We start from the raw sequence: 21,928 nt of genomic DNA on the forward strand, positions 1-21,928 counted from the left end.
CATTCCTTATGAATGTGGTTCTTTTATTGCCAAAAAATAGGAATTTCTTGATCCAATTCCATATTCTCTTCTTCAATTTTTGTGTCCATACATAAAATATGAACGCCATTTTTATATGCCTCTTCCAAAGCTCGAGAAAATCCAGGGTCCATTGCGTAATTGGGCGTAAACGCTTGAATCTCTTTCATTTGTACTACAAAAAACACATAGGATGATTGTCCCTCTTTGGCCAATTGAGCCAATTCTTCTAAATGTTTTTTCCCACGTAGAGTTGGCGCATCTGGAAACGAAGCAATCCCATCCTTTTCTAGGGTGACCCCTTTGACTTCTATAAATCCTTTTTTCTCTCCAGAAAAAATGGCAAAATCTAAGCGACTGTTCCCCTGTTTCACTTCCCTTTTGTAGGAGGTGATTTTTCCAAATCCTTCAAAAAATGGTTCCTTTTTCAAATATTCTTCTACCAAACGATTTGGGCTTTGAGAATCAATATTGATCCATCGCCCATTTTTTTCTACATGGCGAAGGGAATACTTGGTTTTTCGATTGGAGTTTTCCTCTGCTTTTGTAAGCAAAACAGAAACGCCAGGCAAAAACAGCTCGCGACAACGCCCCGTGTTAGGAACATGGACTTTTTCTTCTACTCCATCCACTTCTACTCGCGCAATAAATCGATTGTCCCGAAAAATAAACTTTCCTTTCACTGTGTTTTCGTATTTCATAGTGCCCCTTCTAAAAAGAAAAGGCATGGAACCCCATGCCCTTTTTTACTCTCCTTTTAATTGTTTCAATAACAATTCGTTTACTTTTTGTGGATTGGCTTTTCCACGGCTCTCTTTCATAACTTGTCCGACTAAGAAGCCCAATACACGATCTTTCCCTGCACGGAATTGTTCAATGGATTCTGGATTGGCTTCCAAAACTTTCGCCACCATTTGTTCCATTTCTCCATCATCTTCCATTTGCAATAAAGATTCTCTTTCAATAATTTCTTTTGGCTTGTCGGAAGTTTCAAACATAACACGCAATACTTTTTTCCCTGCGTTGTTATTGATTTTTCCTTCTTGGATATAAACCATCAAATCAGCCAAATCTTTCGCTTCAAATGGAATTTCCACTTTTTCATCTTGATTGTCCAAATCAACACGGCGTAAAACTTCTGTCATAAACCATTTGGACAACAATTTATAATCGCCAAAGTGGTTCGCTACTTCTTCATAAAAATCGGCGATTTCTTGGTTGGCAACCAACACTCCGGCTTCGTAATCTTCCAATTGGAAGGATTCCATAAAGCGAGTTTTCTTAACATCAGGAAGTTCTGCCATATTTCCTACAATTTCATCAATCCATTCTTTAGAAATATGAACCGGCCCCAAATCTCCCTCAGGAGCAAAACGATAATCGTTCACTGTATATTTTTCACGCATGATAATCGTTTCATTTTTTACATCATCCCAACGGCGAGTGGTACGAATTTCCTCTTCCCCCATTTCCAACAATTTGGATTGACGTTGGATTTCAAATTCAATGGCTTTTTCTACCGCACGGAAAGAGTTCAAATTCTTAACCTCTGTAATGGCTGTTCTTACCCCTGTTTCTTCATCCTTTAGGTTAATATTTACATCGCAACGCAAAGATCCCTCTTCCATTTTACAGTCACTTACACCAATATAACGCAATGTAGTTCGCAATTTTTCTAGGAACATCTTTGCTTCCAAAGAACTATTCATCTCTGGTTTAGAAACAATCTCAATCAATGGCACGCCGCAACGATTGTAATCCATTAGCGTAGATCCATCCTCTGTATGAAGGCTTTTTCCTGTGTCTTCTTCCATTTGAATTTTATAAATTCCGATTTTCTTTGGCCCTTCTTCCAATTCAATTTCCAAATATCCCTCGGTAGCAATGGCATGATCATCTTGGGTGATTTGGAATCCTTTGGTTAAATCTGGATAGAAATAATTTTTTCGATCAAATTTGGAAGATTCGTGGATTTCCATATGAAAAGCAGTAGCTGCTTTTACGGCTTCTTCTACAACCCCTGTACTTAATACAGGCAAAGCTCCGGGCAATCCCAAACAAACGGGACATACGCGAGTATTTGGCTCTCCACCAAAAGCATTCTCACAAGAACAGAAGGCTTTGGTTTTTGTAGCCAACTCCACATGAATTTCCAATCCAATTATGGTTTTATAAGACATGTTTTGCCTCCTTTTCAATATCAAATGCTGTACGAATAATTTGGTTATCGTGGAAACGAGCTCCAATGACTTGGATTCCCACTGGCAAATGGGCTCCTGCTACTGGCACACTAATTCCACATCCTCCAATAATATTTACAGGAGCCGTAAAAATATCTGCCATATAAAGTTCTGTTCTCGTTAATTCTCTTTCCACATCGAAAGCCAACACCGGAGCCGTAGGAACCATAACTACATCAAAATCTTTGTAGACATTGTCAAACTCTTCTATCATTTTGCTACGCATTTCCATAGCTTTTTCATAATATTCCTTAGATAATTCCATAGAAAGTATATGCGTACCGATCATAATTCGGCGTTTTACTTCATCGCCAAACCCTTCGCTTCGCGTGCGAATGTATAATTCATCTAAGTTTTCGTAATTTTCGGCTCGATGGCCATAACGAATTCCATCAAAACGGCTCATATTTGGTGCAATTTCTCCATTTACCAAAATATGATACACCTCGATGGTACCTCGTAAATAAGGCATTGGAACGTATTCTACTTTTGCTCCCTTTGCCATTAGACGTTCCAATAGACTATCAAAGGCCTCTTGCACCTCGTCTTCTACGTCAAAATCCTTCATTATATCTGGAACGGCTATGCGCAATTCTTCTACTGGTTTTGCCTTTTCAACGGCTTCTTTTGTTAAAAATTCATTTCCCAAACTTGTCGCATCTTTAATATCTTGTCCTTGCAAAAGTTCAAGAGTATATAAAACATCCTCTACATTTTTCCCATGAACTCCTGGTTGGTCAAAAGTGTTCGCCATGGATGCAATTCCGTAACGAGAAATGCTTCCGTAAGTTGGTTTCATTCCCACAACACCACAGAAAGACGCTGGTTGACGTACGGACCCGCCAGTATCTGTCCCAATCCCAATGGCGGAGAAATTTCCTGCAACAGAAGCCGCTGATCCCCCAGAGCTTCCTCCGGCTACGGTTTCTACGTTCATTGGATTTTTGGTTATACCATAATAAGAGGTTTTCGTATCTCCTCCCATGGCAAATTCATCCAAATTGGTCTTCCCAATAATAATTCCATCTTCTTTCAAAATGGTTTCTGTTAAAGTCGCATTGTATGGAGCTACAAAATTTTCTAACATTTTAGAAGCACAAGTCATCAACACATCTTTTACGGCAATATTATCTTTAATAGAAACAACAACCCCCGCCAATTTTCCTAGAGGTTCTCCCTTTTCTCTTTTTTGGTCCAATTCTTCGGCTTTTTCTCTTGCCATATCAAAAGTTTTTGTAATAAAAGCATTGAAGTCTTTTTCATGGGCCTCAATTTCAGAAATATAAGCTTCCACGATTTCTTTTGCCGATACTTCCCCTTTTATAAATCGTTGGTGCGTTTTTACAGCACCCCATTCTAAACAGCTCATAATTCCTCCTTAATCTACGAATTTGATAATTTCGAAATATCCATATTTTTCTGTCTTGGCATTTTTTGTTGCCTCTTCTTGTGTCAAAGAAGGAACAATCTCATCTTCTCTTAAATGATTTTCCATTTTATTTACTTGGAAAGTTCCCTCCATTTCTTCTGTATCCCATTTTTTGATACAGTCAACAATGTCCATGGATTCTGAAAAAGAATCACAGAAATTATCCAATTCTTCTTCTGTAAACTCTAACATTGCAATATCTGCAATGTGACGAATATCCTCTTTTTTCATGGATTTCCTCCTATTTTATATAATCCGCAACATCGGATTCTCCAATTATTTTCACACCCAATTCCTCGGCTTTTTTTGCCTTAGAACCAGCTTCTGCTCCAGCCAATACATAGTCTGTATTTTTACTAACAGAGCCCGTTACCTTCGCCCCTAAATTTTCCAAATGTTTTTTCATTTCATTTCTTGGCATACTTAGTGTTCCAGTCAATACTATTACTTTACCATAGAATGGGCTTTCTGTATTCAAATTCTTTTCTTCCATTTTTTCAATTTCAACGCCTAAATCAAAAAGTTCTTTCAAAGATTCCTCAATAACAGAATCTTGGAAAAACTCCATAATCTCCTCCGCCGTATTGGGACCAATATCAGCAATAGAAATTAATTCTTCATAATTTGCTTGTTTTAAGGCATCTAACGTTTTGAAATGATTGGCTAAATCCGCAGCCGTCTTTGCTCCTACATTCCCAATACCAATTCCATAAATGAATCGATCCAACGTAGTTTTTTTGCTTTTCTCGATCGCCAATAAAAGATTTTTTGTTTTCTTTTCCTTAAAACCTTCCAAAGACAAAATTTCTTCTTCCGTCAATTTATACAAATCGCCCATAGAGCCAATCTTTTCTTTTTCAATTAATAAAGCAATGGTTTTTTCGCTTAATCCCTCAATATTCATCGCATCTCGAGAGGAAAAATGATTGACTCTTCGCACCAATTGAGGAAGGCAACTCAACGTATTGGGACAAAAAGAATGAACGCCTTCTTGCACAACCTCTGTTCCACACGCAGGACAATGTATCGGCACATGGATTTCTTCCGTATTTATATTTTCTCCAACCGCTCCCATAATTTCTGGAATCACATCGTTGCTTCTACGAATCAAAACCCGAGATCCAATGGCTAAGTTTTTTCTCCGAATGTCATCTATATTATTTAATGTAGCACGTCCAATGGTTACTCCCCCTATTTCTACTGGCTCTAAAATTCCTGTGGGGGTAATTTTCCCTGTACGTCCAACGTTCCACTCCACGTCTTTTAAGATGGTAGTTTCCTCTTCTGCATCAAATTTATAGGCAATGGCCCATCGAGGAAATTTCACTGTAGAACCTAAAGTTTCTCTCCATTTTAGAGCATTGACTTTAATTACTACTCCATCAATTAAAATATCCAAATTTTTTCTCTGTTCTTCGATTTTTTGGATTTCTTTCTCTGCTTGAGAAATACTCGTTACCAAAGCATTCCCAGGATGTACGGGAAACCCTTGCTCTTGTAAAAACTCTTTTATCTCTTTATCTGTAGAAAATTCTTTTTCTTCGACGAAAGAAATATGATAAAAATAAGCGGTCAAATGGCGCCGGCGCGTTTCCTTTGGATTGAGATTTCGCAAAGCGCCCGCCGCACCATTTCGTGCATTTTTTAATTTTTCTGTCGCTTTTTCATTGTATCTTCGAAGAGAAGATAAAGGCATTAACCCCTCTCCCTGAACAATCAATTTCCCTTGGAAGGGAATTCTTAAGGGTACAGCATCAATGGTTTTTACTTGAGGCGTAATGTCCTCCCCAATTTTCCCATTTCCTCGGGTCGCTCCTTGAACCAATTCTCCCTTTTCATAGAGTAGACTCAAAGTTAAACCATCAAATTTTAACTCCACCATAAATTCTGGATGGCTTTGAAATTCTGGTTCCAATTGAAGAATTCGCTGATTCCAATTTTCCAGTTCTTCAAAAGATTGGGCTTTTCCTAAAGAAGCCAAAGGCACTTCGTGAACTACTTTTTGAAATCCCTCTAACACATCTCCTCCCACTCGCAAAGTAGGAGAGTCCTCTAAAATAACCCCCGACTCCTTTTCCCATTCTACCAACTTGTCGTAAAGTCGATCGTATTCTCCATCGCTTACAGAAGGGTTGTCCAAGGTATAGTATTCATAATTCCACTGGTTGAGCTGTTCTACAATCCTTTTCATCTCATCCATAAAATCATCCCTTCTTCTTTACCGGAGCGATAGAAAGCTTCAAAGTTTTCAATCCTTTTTTCGGGAAAGATAAAACCGCTTCTTGGCTCGCCTCATCTTTGATTTGAACAACCATTCCCTCGCCCCATTTTTTATGAATCACCGTATCCCCTACACGGAAGGTTTCTCCTGAAGATTGATTTTGGGTTTTGGCTCGCTCTTGCTTCTCTTCCATGCGTTTTTTTCGTTCCAAAGAAGCATCTACATCATACCCGTGAGTTGTACGTTCTCGAGTCACCGTTTCCTTTTTCTTCTGTACCTCTACCCGTTCCAAGGTTGTGCCTAACTCATCGATAAATCGACTTGGCAAAGAATGGATAGTATTTCCATAAAGGGTTCGCATTCTTGCAGAAGATAGGAACAAACGCTCCTCGGCCCTTGTTATGGCAACATACATTAAACGGCGTTCCTCTTCCATATCCTCTTCCTCTTCATAAGCACGAGAGGTGGGAAATAATTTTTCCTCTAAGCCCACAACAAATACATTTGGAAATTCTAGGCCTTTTGCCCCATGTACCGTCATAAGAGTGACTGCGTTATGAATATCCACTTCCTCTGCTTTGTCTGTTACCAAAGACATAGAAGCCAAAAATTCTGACAAATCCGCTCCAGGATTTTCTGTTTCATATTGAACCGCCACACTAATTAATTCTTGAATGTTTTCCAAACGAGTGCGAGCCTCAATGGTTTTTTCTTTTTCTAATTCTGCCCCATATTCGCTTTCAAAAATAACCGCTTCTACCAATTCTTTCAGAGAGTGGTCTTCCATTTTGCTACGCAATAAATGCATCAACTTCCCGAATTTTACAATTCTTTTCTCTGAACGCATTTGTAAATCGTCTAATTCTTCGATTTGATCAATCACCTGAAACAGACTCATACCATGCTCTGCCCCATAGGCTTTCATTTTTTCCACACTGCTATCTCCAATGCCTCGCTTAGGAACATTAATAATTCGCTCCAACGAAACATCGTCTTCTGGATTGGCCATGGCTTTTAGATAGCTCAGCATATCCTTTATTTCTTTTCGGTCATAGAAACGCAATCCTCCAACCACTCGATAGGGAATTCCTTCACGCATTAAAGCATCTTCAAATCCACGACTTTGAGCATTGGTCCGGTACAAAATTGCCATATCGCCGTATCCAATCCCCTTATAATTTAAGTGCTGCATTTTTTCAATAACGCCGCGTTCTTCTTCTATATTGTGGCCGTATTCTTGATATTTCACCGAATCGCCTTTTTCTTTGTCTGTCCACAAGGCTTTATCCCGGCGATTGGAATTGTTTTTTATTAAAGCATTGGCCGCTCCCAAAATTTCATTGGTAGAACGATAATTTTCTTCCAATAAAACCACTTTCGCATTGGGAAAGTCTTTTTCAAAATTCAAAATATTCTCAATATTGGCTCCCCGCCATTTGTAAATGGATTGGTCATTATCTCCTACCACTGTTAAATTGGGATCTTTTCCCGCAATCAACTGAATCAATAAATATTGAATGTGGTTTGTATCTTGGTATTCATCTACGAAAACATATTGGAATTTTTGTTGATAATATAGGCGGATATCTTCCTTTTCTTGAAGCAATTTTACCGTTAAAATCAACAAATCATCAAAATCCAAAGCATTGTTTAAGCGCTTTTTCTTTTCATACAATTCGTAGCAGTTGGCAATATTTCGCTCTAGCAATTCGCCAAAATTCATCTTAATCGCTTCTGCCGGATCGACGGCTTCATTTTTCCAATAAGAAATACGAGACAATATCGTACGATCTTTGTAATATTCTTTGCTCAATTGCAATTCTTTCATACACTCACGAACCAAGGTCATCTGATCCCCTTGATCGTAAATCGTAAAATTGGAATCGTAGCCAAATCGATCAATATTCATTCGCAAAATCCGTACGCAAATGGCATGGAAGGTTCCAATCCAAAGGCTACTGGCATCAATGCCCAACAACTCTTCTACGCGATCTCGCATTTCTTTGGCTGCTTTATTGGTAAAAGTTATGGCCAAAATCGAAGAGGGAAATACCCTCTTTTCTTCGATTAAATATGCAATCTTTCCTGTAACAACTCTCGTTTTTCCTGATCCAGCGCCGGCCAAAACCAATAACGGCCCCTCCGTTTGCAAAATCGCCTCTCTTTGTCGATCGTTGTATGCCTTTAATAAATCCATAATTCCTACTTTCTCACTCAAGTTCCAATAAACTTCGTACCACTTCTCCAGCCAAAATCAAGCCAGAAGCCGGCGGAACAAAAGATATACTGGCCGGCTTTCGGCCACTTTCTTTATCAAATTTTTGTGGCACCTCTTTCGAATAAACCACTTTATAATCTTTTAATCCTCTTGTTTTTATTTCTTTTCGCATGGTTCTTGCTAAAGGACAAATGCTTGTCTTCGACAAGAAAGACACCTCCAAAAGTTCTGGATGCAATTTATTTCCTGCCCCCATAGCAGCTACCATTGGCGTATTGGTTCGTTGACATTCTTCTACCAACAAAATTTTGCTCGTTACCTGATCAATGGCATCTACACAAAAATCATATTTATCCCATTGAATTTGTTCCATGGTTTCTCTGCCATATTGAATGGGATAAATTTCGCAATCCAAATCTGGATTGATCTGTAAAAACCGTTTCTTTGCCTCTTGGGCCTTTATTTCTCCTACATTATTTTGAAGGGCGATAATTTGTCGGTTTACATTGGTAATATCAATGGTGTCAAAATCGACCAAATCCACTTTTCCAATACCAGCCCGCACCAATGCCTCTGCGCACATGCCTCCTACGCCACCGACGCCAAAAACAATTACAGCGAATTTTTGAAGTTTTTTTACTTTTTCTTCGCCAAGTAACATGGCGGTCCTTTGTTGCCAAATTTCCATAAAACCCTCCTATCGTCAATATATTATTATAACAAAAAAATACCAGTAGATTCAATCTACCGGTATTTTTATTGCGTTTGTTATTATTTTTCTGTGGATATCATCACTTCAATATCGTCACTGCTTTATCGCCTATATAGCCTGAAAGAACCGTGTCTCCATTTTCTTTTTGATACTTGCTTACCAGTAAGTCATAGTCTTCGGCCACTTTTAAGTCTAATTTATTATTTTCACTAAATTTGATTGTTTGGCCTATTTCACTTGGGTTTGTAGAGTCTTTAATATAAGCTGTATAGCTTGCTGGAATCCAATAATCCTGTCCTACTTTGTCTACTATACGAATTTTCATAGTAGAGGACTGATAATTATATCCTAATACTTGTAATCCTGTAACATATCCATTTTCTGTTGTAAGTTCCAAATAAGAGTTCTTATATTTAGGCTCAGATAGTTTATTATAAATTTCATTCATATCTACTTCTCCCCATTTAGGATTAGAAGATGTTTTAGCGAAAGGCACTTGTCTTTCTTTTCCTGTAAAATCTTTAACGATGATGTAACTACCATTATTGGCTGTTTTTCCAACATCTACAAAAATACCACTGAATGTATCATTTTCTACATGAAGACGAATTAGAACAACAGTATCATATTTTAAGGCAATATCTATTTTTGCTCCCTTTGGAAGACCATTTAAATCTTCCCAAATTTTCAAATATTGTTGGTATCCTTCTACATTAAAAACGGCTTTTTCTCCATTTTTTAGTGTAGCTGTCAATGTTCCACTATTGGTTGCCGAACTTGCAGAGCTTAAGAAGGCATCGCTTCCCACAACCTCAGCTTTTTCAGGAATTACATTGGCTTTTGTAATTTGTCCATTATCCGCTGTAAATTGAAGTATATCTTTTACCCCAATATCCGAAATTTTAATGGTTTCCCCATAACGAGTAATTTTTGCATCTTTTGCCCATGTAAAAGTTCCAGATTGTTCTGTTGGAATTTTATCGTTTAATATTACGTCTGCTTTGGTTGTATAAGCCAAAGAAACTTTTTCGCTATCTTTCGATACAACATAACCTGTACCTGTCATTTCTACAGAAAGAATTTCTACTTCTTTTGCAGAATGAGTGGTTACATCTTTGTCTTCTTTATAGATTTTAATTCGAACTTGTTGTCCTTCTTGTAAGGTAGATTTTTCTACTGTTTTTCCACCACGAGTATAAACGGTAGCATCTGTTAAAGCGACAGCTCGACTTGTTCCATCTTTTAATGTTAAAGCAACGGTATTTACTCCATTAATGTTACTAATATAAATGACTTTTCCTTCGATGGCTTGTGTATTCGCAACGTAATCATAGCTTAAGTTGGTCATTTTTGCCATTTCTGCACGACGTAGAGGTCTTTTCCCTTCAAAGTTTCCGTCGCTACCAGTATCGGCTAAAATTCCCGCTTGAATCATTCCACTAACGTATTCCGCTACATTTAGATTGCCAATTTTTGCATCTTTGGTTTCCCCAAGAGTTGCTTTGTCTTTGTATTTCAATACAGAAAGATCCTTACTTGGTTGAACGCCTAAAGCACGTGCGTAATAAACGGTAATCAACTCACGAGATGGAAACTCGTTATCCTTTGGTGCATTTTTTACCAAACCTTCAATCGCTGCTTGTTTCAAATTGGTTTCCGTAATAACCCCTTTTGCCAAAGCAACACATACGGCTTCTTTTGCCCATTCTGGTACGCCATATTCATTGGCAATGTAGCCATTTACAGATACCGCTTTTTGAATCTCAGCCGCTGTAGGATTTATTACACCTTTTAACAATTGAATGATTTCCAAATAAGATACGTGACGATTTGGTTTGTACGTACCATCTACATATCCTTCTACAATTTTCAAATCATCTAGCTTTTGAATGTGAGTATAAGCCCAGTGGCTTGCTGGAACGTCACTATATTGTTTCGCAAAAACCATAATTGGCGAACTTAACATAACACCTGCTAAGGCCAATGAGGCAACGTGTTTTTTATTCATTAAATACTTCATAAGATAAGAACCTCCTAAAAATTAAAAGTTATCACTTATCTTTATTATAACACCGAACTCTTTTTAATCATATTACGATTCAGTATCAATCTTTTCTAGCTAGGTTCTCTTTATGCGTTCGAATTTGATTTTCTAGATTTTTATTTATAAATTGTTACATATGATATATTCCTATATTTTAACAAAAAAATATTTATTTTATATATGATATAGTAAAACCACTCAAGAATCCAAGAGATTTGCCGCCTCTTTCCAAGCAATTTCTAAAATAGGATTGGTTTGGACTTTATTAACCATACTTGGTATGCAGTAAATTTTATCGGTTCAAATGGTAATACTAGCGCTAGATATTGGTTGAAATTATATGTCAATGGTAGTGGAAATTGGGTAGATACAAATTTATAAATAGATTTATAAATAAATGATAAGGAGATGAATCTTATGTTTTTTATCGTAAATTTAGTTCCTCTTATTGTAAAAGGCTTTCTCGCTCTATTAGCTGGTGTCGCCTTAATTAAATATCTTCAGAAAAACTAGTGTCTTAAAGGACGGTTTCCCCGTCTTTTTTCGTTTCCAATATTTTCTCTTCTATTTTTTCCCATAAAGGGTTAGAATAAAGGCATACCATGGAAAGGAGTCCATTATGCGATATTTCCCAATTTCTTACGACACAAAAGACAAAACAGCCCTTCTTTTAGGCGGTGGCCCCTCTGCCTTAAAACAACTGGAATCCCTATGGGATTTGGATTTTACTTTCTACGCCATTGGGGAGGAATTCCTTCCTGAGTTTAAGGTGAAATCTTTAGAAAATCCGAGGAAGCTTCAGATAAAATCTGTCCCATTAATAGAAGATTTTCCCTTTATGGGTTATGATTTTATTATTATTGCTACAGAAGATGGAAATCTAAACGCCGCTTTTGAAAAGCGAGCAAATTCGAGAAAACTTCCCTATATTACAATAAGTGGGAGTTCTGCTCTTCGGCCTCTTCCCTACAAAAATTATTCCTCCTATGCTTTGGCCATTGTAATGGAAGAGAATTCCACAGATATTTCTGAGATTCTCTTAGAGGAGTTGGATGGTTCTGCTAAAGAAATTTCCAAGGAAAAAATTTCTATTTTACAAAATATTCGAGAGGCGTTGGAGAGATCGGGCCAAGAGAATATTTCTAAAATAATAAAAGACCTCTGGGATAAAGAGGCCTTTGTCTTGGAAGATTATTTGAAAAATGTAGATACGGAGAATGAATAAAAAAAGGAGACTCCTTCGGGAATCTCCTTTTTTTATTTTATTTATTTGTTATCACGAATTTGTTTTAATAACATTTTTTGTTCTACACTTGCAATGGATCTACGAGTGTATTCCACTGTATCTGGATTTACAGACATAGAAGTGATTCCTTCTTGTACCAAGAATTCAGCAAATTCTGGGTATTGGCTTGGACCTTGTCCACAAATAGAAATGGTTTTTCCTGCTTTATTTGCTGCACGAATTAAGATACGGATAGCATTTTTAACCGCTTCGTTTCTTTCGTCGAAATATCCCATATTATTTAGGATTCCACTATCGCGGTCTGCTCCCATTACCAATTGCGTTAAGTCGTTGGAACCAATAGAGAATCCGTCTACCAATTCAGCAAACTCGTCGGCTTGGAATACAACAGATGGAACCTCGGCCATAATCCAAATCTTGAATTCTTTGGATTGAACCAATCCTTCTTCTGCCATAATGCCTTTTACTACGCGTAATTCTTCTGGTGTACGAACAAATGGTAACATCGCTACTACATTGTTCAACCCAAATTCTTCTCTTACTTTACGCATAGCACGACATTCCAAACGGAATCCTTCTTCGTATTCAGGAGAGATATAACGGCTTACCCCTCTCCAACCGATCATTGGATTTTCTTCGTGTGGTTCTACTTCATCCCCACCTTTTAATCCACGGAATTCGTTGGTTCTAAAGTCACTCATACGTACAGTCACTTGTTTTGGATAAATGGCTGAAGCTACTTCCGCAATCCCTTCTGCCAATTTTTCAATCAACAAATCTCCTTGGCCTGTTTTTACCAAATACATTGGATGGGCACCGATTTTATTTGTGAAAATAAATTCTGTACGCATCAAACCAATTCCATCAAATGGAAGGTGTTTGTATTTTTCAATTAGAGAAGGTTCTCCAAGGTTCATGTAAATTTTTGTTCCTGTTACAGGTGCCAACAAAGATTTTAATTCATCTAGGCCAATTCCTAAACCAGCGCCTGCGTTTTCAGAAGATTTATCTTCTTTTTTGTCTTTATCTTTTAATACGTCTCCTTCATAAACAACGCCGCGAGTTGCATCTACAGTAACTCTTTGGCCGTCTTTTAGGATTTTTGTTGCTTCTTTACTACCAACGATACATGGGATTCCTAATTCACGACTTACAATTGCAGCGTGACAAGTACGTCCCCCTTCATCTGTTACAACGCCTGCTGATTTACGCATAGCAGGTACCATATCAGGGTTTGTCATTCCTGTTACCAAAATATCTCCTTCTTCAATCAAGTTGATTTCAGAAATATCTTTGATCATTTTTACAACACCACGTCCAATTCCAGGTGATGCAGCCAATCCACGTACCAATGGTACCAATTTTTCTGGTTCTTGTGCCACTTCTTCTTCCCCTTCCTCTTCTTCTTCTTTAAGAGTTGTTATTGGGCGAGATTGTAAAATATATAGACCTTTTGTATCACGGTCCAATCCCCATTCGATATCTTGTACGCTGCCGTATAGAGATTCGATTTTCAATCCACCTTCAATTAATGTATTTAACTCGTCTTCTGTTAAACATTCTTTATCAACGGCTTCTGCACCTAAAACAGATTCTACATCTGTTTCATGGGTTCCAATTCCGTTATCATTTTGCACTACCATAAGTTTTTTATGGGCAATATGTTTTTCTAAAATTTCTTTTGTTTCTTTTTCAATGGTATATTCATCTGGTGTTACAATTCCAGATACAACCGCTTCACCCAAACCGTAGCTTGCATTAATCATCATTTGTTTTTTGCTACTGTTAATTGGATTGGCCGTAAACATTACCCCTGATTTCTCAGAGTTTACCATTTTTTGTACAACGACAGATAGAGATACATCGAAATGATCGTATTGTTGTTTTTCTCTATAATAAATCGCTCTTGGAGTCCATAGAGAAGCCCAGCATTTACGAACGTGTTCAATTAATTCTTCTTCTCCAGCAATATGCAAATATGTATCTTGCTGACCGGCAAAAGAAGCATCTGGCAAATCTTCTGCTGTAGCAGAAGAACGTACTGCAACTTGTGGATCTTTTACATTAATGGTTGCACTAAAATCGCGATACGCTTGACGTACTTCTTCTTCCAATTCTGGCATAATGGTTCCTTGGTTGATCGTACGACGAATATCATTTGACGCGGTTGTTAACATATCAGTATCGTCAACATCTAAACTTTCCATTATAAAACGTACTTTTTCATCTAAGTTTGCGTAATCAATAAAGGCATCATAGCCTCCCGCTGTTACACAAAATCCTGGTGGAACATCCAACCCAAAACTTGTTAATTCTCCTAAGTTGGCTCCTTTACCGCCTACAATGTTTACATCATCTTTTCCAATCTCGTGGAAAAATTTTATAAATTTAAATTCAGTCATTACAACCCTCCTCGAAATAATTATAGCATAATTCGATATATGTTACATTATTTATTTTCAATTTTTTTCCATTCTTTTCGTAATTCTGCAATGGACTTTTTGGATACATTTTCTTCTGGAATTTCTAGGATTTTTATAAGTTCTCCAATTTGCTCTTCGCTCTCTCCTTCAATTTCCATATAAGGAGTAGGGTAACTTTCCTTGTCCCATGTGTCAAAATCAAATTTTGCTCCTTGGTATTTGTAACGAACTCTGTGTTTGTAACCAGGAATAATTTGATCGTATCCCATAATTTTCAAGATTTCTAATAGAGTGTCTTTGTCATCTACTTGAACTGTATATTCCGAATAGTTTCGAACGGTTTTGCCTTTGTCTTTGGCTTTGAAAGTAAATTCATTTTCTACGGAGCCGTCTTCAAACGTAGTTTGTCGCAATCGCAAATATCCCAACTCTTCATCTATGGGATTTTCTTTTGCATTAATTCGAAGATTTTCTTGTTCTTCTACAGACACTTTTTCTGCCCCCAAAGCAATGACTCTTTTTTCTAAATCTTCCAAATCCATATTCAATACTTTAATCTCTAATTCCTTCTCCATCTTCCCCTCCAATCTCTAATTTTACTGGTTGAAAATCAATGTAATCGCTAGAAACGCATTGATATCTTACTCCATCAAACTCTCCTTCCACAATATATTTGTGACCGTAAGCATGCAAATGACCATAAATACAAAGGTCGATTCCTCGCTCGGAAAGAATTTTTGCAAAATCGTTCGGCTCCCCTTTAGAGGAAAAGGGCGGGTAATGAATCATAGCAATTCTTGTATGAATGGGATTTTCTTTTCCTAATTCTTCCATGGCATCGATACTTCGATTCAAGCGGTCCATTTCCCGTTTATATATTTTTTCGTCTTGTTCATCAAAAGAGTTTGAATCGATATCAGACCATCCTCTTGTTCCACAATATCCTACTCCATTTATTACGCGGCCTGTATTAAAAATATAATGAAGAGAATGCAAATCCAAATTATTTAATTTCGCAAGAGAACTCCACCAATAATCATGATTTCCTTTGATCAAAAGTTTTGTCCCTGGCATATGATGAATTCGTTCCAAATCTGGAACAGAATCTTCCAAACGTAGAGCCCAAGAAATATCCCCTACTATTAAAACGGTGTCTTCTTCTTTTATATTTTCTTTCCAAAATGTAAAGATTCTTTCTTCATGATTGGCCCAATTTCCACCAAATATATCCATTGGCTTTTGGCCGGTATGGTCCAAATGCAAATCTCCGATTGCCCATATCATTGGCATCCCCCCCTTACTACAATTGAATTTTGTTTATATTTTTTAACTCGAAAGATTCCATCCATCCTCTATTGGAAGTAAACCACAAAACTTGCCTTGGAAAGTCTCTCATGGTAATGAGCAGTTGTTTGCTTCTCTCTTCGTCCATATGAACAAAAGCGTCTTCCAATAAAATAGGCACCTCTTCATTGCCCTTCGCGTCCATCATAGACAAACGAATGGAAAATAGCAAAAGTTCCAAGGTCGATGTACTCAATTGACTTTGGTGTAGATTCTTTCCGTGGAGGCTGTCGGTTAAATAAAATCCCTCGTCTCCTTTTCGTATATTTTTGTAACGTCCTTTGGTGAACCATTCCATGGAATCATTTATTTTTCCATAAAACTGAGAGCGCGCGTCTTGCGTTTTTTCACTGGAAAGACTTGCTAAAAGATTTCTGGATTTTTCTATGGCTTCTTTTCGAAACAATAAAGCCTCTCGTTCTTTCTTTGCTTCTTTTAATCGAATTTGCCGTTCTCCCTCTTCTATACGCTCTTTTTCCAAATGTTTTAATTCTATATCCAGCTGTGCCATTTGGATTTCTATTTCTCTTTCAGGACTTTTCTCCCAAAGATCTCCAGAGGATTGATTTTTTCCCAAAGTATCCATTTCTTTTTTCAATTCTTTCATTTTTTCCTCTATGGACTTGGCAGAATCGGGAATCTGTAATTCCTTAACTTTTTCTTCTCTCTCATATAAAAGCTGATCTTGTAAGTGGAATAGAGCCATATACTGTTTTTGAACTAGCTTTCCTTCTTTTTCTCGTTTTTGTTTCCATAAAAAAATTCCTAAGAACAATATTCCAAAACCGAAAAAAATCATTGCCCCTAAAAAGCTTTCCATAACGAAAAAATTTCCTATTCCACCTAAAAACCCAAGAATTGCACCGATTAAAAAAAGCAAAGAATTTTGAGAAATTTCTTCTCCTCTCCCGATCCATGGATATCGATTTTCCATGTCGTCCATTTTTTCATTGTTTTCATCGATTCTCCGGTCCAGGTCCATTAAAATGGCTTTTCCTTCCATACAACGATTCATTTCGTCATAAATATAAGAAGCCCTTTCCTTGCTTTCTTCTCTTTCTCGTCCATGTCCCTCGTCAAATTTTACTTCTTCTCGCTCTTTTTCAAGCTTTCCTTGGCGATCTAAGAAATATAAATATTTTTCTTCTAAACCTTGACTCCCTATGGCGGCTCTCTCTAACGTTTGAATTTCTTTCTCTAAGCGACCCAATGGCGTTTTCAAAGCTTTCATTGTTCCAATTTTTTTCTCTTCTTCTCCTAAATAAGAAAAAGCCTCTTCTAAAGACAATTCCAATGCGCCCGTTTGCAAAAAGGAATCTCCTTTTAGAATTTCCTTTTCAATATTCTCCGTGGAAGAAAGATTTTTCAAATCTTGCAAGGCAAAATATTGTAAAAACTCCTCTTGGGATAATTGGAAAAACAACGCTCCTGGTTGAGGGATGCGGGAATAGGTATAAAAACCTTCTGTCTTCTTCCAGATTTCTTTTGTTTCCAAATCCCAAACTTTGCAAGATTCCTGATCCTTGAGAAAATTTCTTTCCAATCGATAGCTTCTGCCTCTCCAGGAAAAATCCAACGTTCCTCCATATTGAGACGTCTCTAAAGGGCGATAGGAATCCCAATTTTCATTGTAGATTTTTTTGAATTTGCTGTCCTTAGAAAAGCCATAAAACATGGCTACAATAAACTGAAACAGGGTCGATTTTCCCGCTTCATTCTCCCCATAAATCCCATTGAACCCTGGAGAAAATTCCAAGATGGTGTTTTGAAATTTTCCAAATCCATAAATCTCGATTCTCTCAATCATCGTCTTTCTCCTTTGAGAAAAGCTTCAATTCCTACATCTATCATTTCCTGCTTCATTTTGTCTTCAATAGAAAGGCGAGAAATTTCTTCTAAATATCTCCCTAAGAGAGTGTCTTTGTATTGACGATAAATCCCCTCATAATCTCGTTTCCAACCTAAATTTTCTAAAAATCGAATGGTATAGCCAGATTGAGTCCAATGTTCCTGGATTCCTTCTAGGATTCCTCTTTCAGGATATTCTCCCGTCCAAGTCAATTCATAAATTCCTTCTTTGGAAAACCCTAAAGATTTCATTCCCTCTTGAATTTCTTGGAAGCCAGATTCTTTCCATATTTTCCATTGCTTTTCTTCGATTCTCTTCCCGCTTGCTGGAATAAATTCTACCCTTAAAGATTCGTCTATCTCTCCATAAATCCAGCCTCGATGGCCTTTATCTCCATAATCCAATATTTCTGGCGTCCCTACCATATAAGCATTTTCCAATATTTCCATCGGTTTATGAATATGGCCAAAGCCAATATAGGAAAATTTTTTATGAAGATCTAAGGGAATGTCTAAGGGAAAATAGGAATCTCCGCCCCACATTCCGTGATGAAGTAAGATATTTCGTCCCTTTTCTCTTACATCCGTAGAAAGAATGCTCAATTTCTTCTGAAAGGTTTCCCTTCCCCAACTTTCTCCCATAATCGATACATTGTACTCGGGAATTTCAATGGTATGAAATTCTCCAGAGGGAAAGATGTAGACGTTCTCAGGGGCATTTTCTTCCAAGAAATTTTCCAACTTATAATCATGATTGCCCAACAAAAAGAATACCATGGTCTTCCTTAAACTTCTCAGAGCATCTAAGATTCTGTATCCGTCTTTTCTTTGAAAAAGTTCTTGTTCGAAAATATCACCAACAAGAAACAAGAAATCCACTTGTCTCCGTTGGCAATCTTCTACCATATTTTGGAAGGTTTGGAAGCGATCTTTCCTCCCTTCTTCTCGTTTCTCTAAGGAATCATAAGGAAAAGATCGGCCCAAATGAAAATCTGCCCCGTGTATAAATGTAATTTTCTTTTCCATTATTCCATCTTATTTAATCAATTTTTGGATTTGCTTGAATTCATCCGTTCCGGAAACAGAATTCAAATCAAACAAAATACTTTCCGTTGGTCGAATCACAGCGCCCATTTCTCGCATTTCCTCTAAAGCATACAAAGCATGGCTTGGATTTCTTGAAGAAACGGCATCTGCTGCTACATATACCTCATATCCTTCTTTCAATAGATCTCGCACCGTAAGTAGAACACAAATATGAGCTTCGATTCCTGTTACTACAATGGATTTTGGGGAAAGTTCTTCCAAAAGATTTCGGAATTCTTCGTTTAACATACAAGAAAAAGATTTCTTATCCAGGTCGTATCCTTTGGAAACGGCCGTACGAATCATTTCATTAAATTCACCCAACCCTTTTTTATATTGAGTGGTAAAAATGGTTTCAATCCCCATAACTTCTGCAGATTCTGCTAATATATTGGCATTTTTTAGTACGCCTTCTGTATCACACATCGCTCCTGCCAAAGAATCTTGTATATCAATTTGTAAAAATAAAGTTTCTTCTCGCTTCAAATAATGTTTCATCTTAAACCTCCAGTCGCTCCACTTTCATTTGATTAAACCGACCTTTCAAATCGGCAAAATCTCCGCCTAAATCTTCTCGATTTCCCGTTGCTACTGACAGCTGCAACAGCATTTCTGGGCTATATTTTCGTTTCACTGCCATTCCCATTCCTACTAAAACTAGATTTGCGTCCAAATCCATCTCTTGGTTGTCTTGGAACTTGGCCATAAAAAGTTCTCCCTTATGGAATAATAAAGCTCCTTTTTTGCTTCCTGTTACAATAACATAAGGAATTTCTAGACCAAAAATCTCTCGCAAGGCCTCTGCTACTTCCCCAATAAAAGTTACGGGACGTCCTAAGATTTCATTGAGTTCCTCTCGCCCCAAGACAATTCCATAGGGTTTCGCTTCCAAAACAGAAACTTGATTTTCCTTATTCATTTTAACAAAAACAGGCACGCCCATGTTTCTAGCAAAATGAATCAACGCATTTTCCATATTTTCTGGTGTTTCCACCCGAGAATTGGGAGAAAGTAAAATTCCGTCAAAACTCGCAACTTTTCTACGATACAAATCATAGAAATCCGTAACGTCCTCCCTAGTTAAACGAGGTTCCTTTGAAAATATTTTTGTTGTTTTATTTTTTTCCAACAAGGTAATCGCTTCTTGGGTTTCATCTCGTAAGTTCTCGTGGAAAAGACGAATATTGCTACTCATTAATTTCTTCCCAAAAACGTCCCCGTTGCTTCCCCCGAGAAAAGACAAAAGAGCTATATCTTCATTTAAGGCACTGGCTCTTTCTGCCATTTCTACACCAATACCTGCCGCTTCTATTTCCACTTTGTTTCCATAGGAAGTTTTTCCTTTTCGAAAATCACTTCCCGAAAATTTTCGTTCCAAATACGGATTTATATCCACTACCAATAACATGGCTCACTCCTATTTTCTATTGAATCGCTCCGTTGCCACAGCTTCAATTTTTTCCAATTTTTTGTCCGCTTCCTCTTCCACTTTGTCTATAGAATAAATATACAACTTAATTTTCGGTTCGGTCCCAGATGGACGAATGGAGAAACGGCTTCCATCTTCTAAATGATATTCCAATACGTTACTGGTTCCAACATCTCCTTGTTTCTCTAAATAATCTAAGGTCTTTACTACCTTCAATCCATCTACCTCAACAATGGGTTCTTCCCGTAAAGAAATCATAATCTCTTCGATTTGTTTTTGTCCGTCCATTCCTTCTTTTACCACAGACAACAATCTTTCTTTGTAGAATCCATATTTTTCGTAGATTTCTTCCATTACATCATAAACGCTCTTTCCTTGTTTTTTATAATAGGCAGCCATCTCTATAAGAATCATAGAAGACACAACAGCGTCTTTATCCCGAACGTGATCTCCATAAGTGTAACCAATGGATTCTTCATAGCCGAAAATAAATTCATATTCCTTTGTCTCATCCCAACGGTTTGGCAAAGAGCAAATGTTTTTGAATCCCGTCAAAGTGCTAAACATTTCCACATCATAACTTTTTCCAATTGCGGTTCCCAATTCTCCCGTTACAATACTCTTTACCATGGCTCCATTTTCAGGCAAATCTCCTTTGGCATGACGGCGGGACAAAATGTAATAAATCATCAACGCGCCAATTTGGTTTCCATTAAAAGCGTAATAATTTCCCTTTTCTACACGGCCCATAATTGCAACACGATCACAATCTGGATCCGTTGCCAAAATCAAATCCGCATCCAACTCTTTGGCATCTTCTAAAGCATAGTCAAAGGCCTTTACATCTTCTGGATTTGGGTATCCTACCGTTTTGAAAGTCCCATCGGGATTTTCTTGCTCTGGTACCACATGGATATTGGTAAATCCCTCCATTTCCAAAACTTTTCGAACGGGTTCGTTTCCCGTTCCATTTAATGGCGTATAAACAACCGAAATATTTTTATCTACATCTTCTTCTACAGACATTCCTACCGTTTTCTCATAATAACGGTCTTCCAACTCCTTTTCAATCACATGGATTTTTCCTTGTTTTTTGAATTCTTCAAAAGATCCAAAATCCATTTTTTCATAGGATAAAGCATTGATTTCCTTAGAGATTTCATCGGCAATATCATCTAATATTTGAGAACCCTCTTCCCAATACACTTTATAACCGTTGTAGGCTTGGGGATTGTGGCTCGCTGTAATAACAATTCCTGCCTGTGTTCCTAGATCACGAACCGCATAGGACAACATGGGCGTAGGGCGAATTCCTTCAAAAATATGAACTTGAATTCCTTGAGAAGCCAGCACCGCTGCTGCAATTTTCATAAATTCATAACTTTTAATGCGAACATCCCACGCAATGGCCACTCCTTTATCCATGGCTTCTTGCCCATGGGAAGCTATTGTATTGGCCAAACCAAGGGTAGCTCTGGCAATCACTCTCTCGTTCATTCGGTTTGTCCCAACTCCTAGCATACCACGGAGTCCAGCTGTTCCGAAGGAGAGCTCTTGATAAAAATGTTCTTCTCTCTCTTCCTCGCTTAATCCTTCCAAAGCCTTTCTTTCCTCTTCCGTTAAATTCTCGTAGGACATCCATTCCTTAAAATTTTTTTCTGCTATCATCG

General features: G+C 37.6%; 17 protein-coding genes. 1 reads left to right on the forward strand and 16 read right to left on the reverse strand.

The genetic code is table 11. The annotated features are described in order from the left end of the window. Window positions 1-23: 23 nt before the first annotated feature. From sfsA to LQU94_RS03700, 8 genes are all read right to left on the reverse strand, one after another. Window positions 24-719, reverse strand: a complete 696-nt coding sequence (sfsA, locus tag LQU94_RS03665) for a DNA/RNA nuclease SfsA (protein ID WP_230696319.1) — start codon at window positions 717-719, stop codon at window positions 24-26. Window positions 720-764: 45 nt separating this feature from the next. Next, window positions 765-2,198, reverse strand: a complete 1,434-nt coding sequence (gene gatB / locus LQU94_RS03670) for an Asp-tRNA(Asn)/Glu-tRNA(Gln) amidotransferase subunit GatB (RefSeq protein ID WP_230696320.1) — start codon at window positions 2,196-2,198, stop codon at window positions 765-767. After that, the gene (gatA, locus tag LQU94_RS03675; protein ID WP_230696321.1) at window positions 2,188-3,627 is read right to left on the reverse strand and encodes an Asp-tRNA(Asn)/Glu-tRNA(Gln) amidotransferase subunit GatA; all 1,440 of its coding nucleotides are present in this window, start codon (window positions 3,625-3,627) and stop codon (window positions 2,188-2,190) included. The genes gatB and gatA overlap by 11 nt, the downstream gene beginning before the upstream one ends. A 9-nt stretch (window positions 3,628-3,636) precedes the next feature. Then, window positions 3,637-3,918 carry an Asp-tRNA(Asn)/Glu-tRNA(Gln) amidotransferase subunit GatC gene (gene gatC / locus LQU94_RS03680; protein WP_230696322.1) on the reverse strand — a complete coding sequence of 94 codons (282 nt, stop codon included), beginning with the start codon at window positions 3,916-3,918 and terminating at the stop codon, window positions 3,637-3,639. A 10-nt stretch (window positions 3,919-3,928) separates the two neighbouring features. Further along, window positions 3,929-5,887, reverse strand: a complete 1,959-nt coding sequence (ligA, locus tag LQU94_RS03685; RefSeq protein ID WP_230696323.1) for an NAD-dependent DNA ligase LigA — start codon at window positions 5,885-5,887, stop codon at window positions 3,929-3,931. A 4-nt stretch (window positions 5,888-5,891) separates the two neighbouring features. Next, window positions 5,892-8,105 (reverse strand): ATP-dependent helicase, encoded by a 2,214-nt coding sequence (locus tag LQU94_RS03690; protein WP_230696324.1) that lies wholly within the window; start codon window positions 8,103-8,105, stop codon window positions 5,892-5,894. A gap of 13 nt (window positions 8,106-8,118) precedes the next feature. Beyond that, window positions 8,119-8,814, reverse strand: coding sequence for a ThiF family adenylyltransferase (locus tag LQU94_RS03695; RefSeq protein ID WP_230696325.1), 696 nt, complete (start codon window positions 8,812-8,814; stop codon window positions 8,119-8,121). A 103-nt stretch (window positions 8,815-8,917) separates the two neighbouring features. Beyond that, on the reverse strand, window positions 8,918-10,858 hold the full coding sequence (locus tag LQU94_RS03700; RefSeq protein ID WP_230696326.1) for an S-layer homology domain-containing protein: 1,941 nt from the start codon (window positions 10,856-10,858) through the stop codon (window positions 8,918-8,920). Window positions 10,859-11,501: 643 nt separating this feature from the next. On the opposite strand from LQU94_RS03700, the gene LQU94_RS03705 reads away from it, so the two are divergent. Continuing rightward, window positions 11,502-12,107, forward strand: a complete 606-nt coding sequence (locus LQU94_RS03705) for an NAD(P)-dependent oxidoreductase (protein ID WP_230696327.1) — start codon at window positions 11,502-11,504, stop codon at window positions 12,105-12,107. Between the two features lie 41 nt (window positions 12,108-12,148). Here the strand turns inward: LQU94_RS03705 and ppsA are convergent, their stop codons facing one another. From ppsA to LQU94_RS03745, 8 genes are read right to left on the reverse strand one after another with little or no spacing between them, the layout of a single operon-like run. Then, window positions 12,149-14,530 (reverse strand): phosphoenolpyruvate synthase, encoded by a 2,382-nt coding sequence (gene ppsA, locus LQU94_RS03710; protein WP_230696328.1) that lies wholly within the window; start codon window positions 14,528-14,530, stop codon window positions 12,149-12,151. Window positions 14,531-14,577: 47 nt separating this feature from the next. Then, window positions 14,578-15,126, reverse strand: coding sequence for a class IV adenylate cyclase (locus tag LQU94_RS03715; RefSeq protein ID WP_230696329.1), 549 nt, complete (start codon window positions 15,124-15,126; stop codon window positions 14,578-14,580). After that, window positions 15,104-15,835 carry a metallophosphoesterase gene (locus LQU94_RS03720; protein WP_230696330.1) on the reverse strand — a complete coding sequence of 244 codons (732 nt, stop codon included), beginning with the start codon at window positions 15,833-15,835 and terminating at the stop codon, window positions 15,104-15,106. The genes LQU94_RS03715 and LQU94_RS03720 overlap by 23 nt, the downstream gene beginning before the upstream one ends. 16 nt (window positions 15,836-15,851) lie before the next feature. Further along, a complete protein-coding gene (locus tag LQU94_RS03725) occupies window positions 15,852-17,702 on the reverse strand; it encodes an ATP-binding protein (RefSeq protein ID WP_230696331.1) in 1,851 nt (616 codons plus the stop codon). Then, a complete protein-coding gene (locus tag LQU94_RS03730) occupies window positions 17,699-18,769 on the reverse strand; it encodes a metallophosphoesterase (RefSeq protein WP_230696332.1) in 1,071 nt (356 codons plus the stop codon). Before LQU94_RS03730 ends, LQU94_RS03725 begins: the two co-directional genes overlap by 4 nt. 9 nt (window positions 18,770-18,778) lie before the next feature. Beyond that, window positions 18,779-19,327 carry an isochorismatase family protein gene (locus LQU94_RS03735; RefSeq protein WP_230696333.1) on the reverse strand — a complete coding sequence of 183 codons (549 nt, stop codon included), beginning with the start codon at window positions 19,325-19,327 and terminating at the stop codon, window positions 18,779-18,781. A 1-nt stretch (window position 19,328) separates the two neighbouring features. Continuing rightward, window positions 19,329-20,237 (reverse strand): PfkB family carbohydrate kinase, encoded by a 909-nt coding sequence (locus tag LQU94_RS03740; RefSeq protein WP_230696334.1) that lies wholly within the window; start codon window positions 20,235-20,237, stop codon window positions 19,329-19,331. 9 nt (window positions 20,238-20,246) lie between these two features. Continuing rightward, on the reverse strand, window positions 20,247-21,926 hold the full coding sequence (locus tag LQU94_RS03745) for a phospho-sugar mutase (protein ID WP_230696335.1): 1,680 nt from the start codon (window positions 21,924-21,926) through the stop codon (window positions 20,247-20,249). Window positions 21,927-21,928: the final 2 nt, after the last annotated feature.

This window comes from Peptoniphilus sp. KCTC 25270 (assembly GCF_021012875.1).
GTDB lineage: Bacteria > Bacillota > Clostridia > Tissierellales > Peptoniphilaceae > JAJMZJ01.

Excerpts from the sequence above, each read along its gene's own strand:
- sfsA (WP_230696319.1), bottom strand. The coding sequence starts at position 719 with ATGAAATACGAAAACACAGTGAAAGGAAAGTTTATTTTTCGGGACAAT.
- gatB (WP_230696320.1), bottom strand. The coding sequence starts at position 2,198 with ATGTCTTATAAAACCATAATTGGATTGGAAATTCATGTGGAGTTGGCT.
- gatA (WP_230696321.1), bottom strand. The coding sequence starts at position 3,627 with ATGAGCTGTTTAGAATGGGGTGCTGTAAAAACGCACCAACGATTTATA.
- gatC (WP_230696322.1), bottom strand. The coding sequence starts at position 3,918 with ATGAAAAAAGAGGATATTCGTCACATTGCAGATATTGCAATGTTAGAG.
- ligA (WP_230696323.1), bottom strand. The coding sequence starts at position 5,887 with ATGGATGAGATGAAAAGGATTGTAGAACAGCTCAACCAGTGGAATTAT.
- LQU94_RS03690 (WP_230696324.1), bottom strand. The coding sequence starts at position 8,105 with ATGGATTTATTAAAGGCATACAACGATCGACAAAGAGAGGCGATTTTG.
- LQU94_RS03695 (WP_230696325.1), bottom strand. The coding sequence starts at position 8,814 with ATGGAAATTTGGCAACAAAGGACCGCCATGTTACTTGGCGAAGAAAAA.
- LQU94_RS03700 (WP_230696326.1), bottom strand. The coding sequence starts at position 10,858 with ATGAAGTATTTAATGAATAAAAAACACGTTGCCTCATTGGCCTTAGCA.
- LQU94_RS03705 (WP_230696327.1), top strand. The coding sequence starts at position 11,502 with ATGCGATATTTCCCAATTTCTTACGACACAAAAGACAAAACAGCCCTT.
- ppsA (WP_230696328.1), bottom strand. The coding sequence starts at position 14,530 with ATGACTGAATTTAAATTTATAAAATTTTTCCACGAGATTGGAAAAGAT.
- LQU94_RS03715 (WP_230696329.1), bottom strand. The coding sequence starts at position 15,126 with ATGGAGAAGGAATTAGAGATTAAAGTATTGAATATGGATTTGGAAGAT.
- LQU94_RS03720 (WP_230696330.1), bottom strand. The coding sequence starts at position 15,835 with ATGATATGGGCAATCGGAGATTTGCATTTGGACCATACCGGCCAAAAG.
- LQU94_RS03725 (WP_230696331.1), bottom strand. The coding sequence starts at position 17,702 with ATGATTGAGAGAATCGAGATTTATGGATTTGGAAAATTTCAAAACACC.
- LQU94_RS03730 (WP_230696332.1), bottom strand. The coding sequence starts at position 18,769 with ATGGAAAAGAAAATTACATTTATACACGGGGCAGATTTTCATTTGGGC.
- LQU94_RS03735 (WP_230696333.1), bottom strand. The coding sequence starts at position 19,327 with ATGAAACATTATTTGAAGCGAGAAGAAACTTTATTTTTACAAATTGAT.
- LQU94_RS03740 (WP_230696334.1), bottom strand. The coding sequence starts at position 20,237 with ATGTTATTGGTAGTGGATATAAATCCGTATTTGGAACGAAAATTTTCG.
- LQU94_RS03745 (WP_230696335.1), bottom strand. The coding sequence starts at position 21,926 with ATGATAGCAGAAAAAAATTTTAAGGAATGGATGTCCTACGAGAATTTA.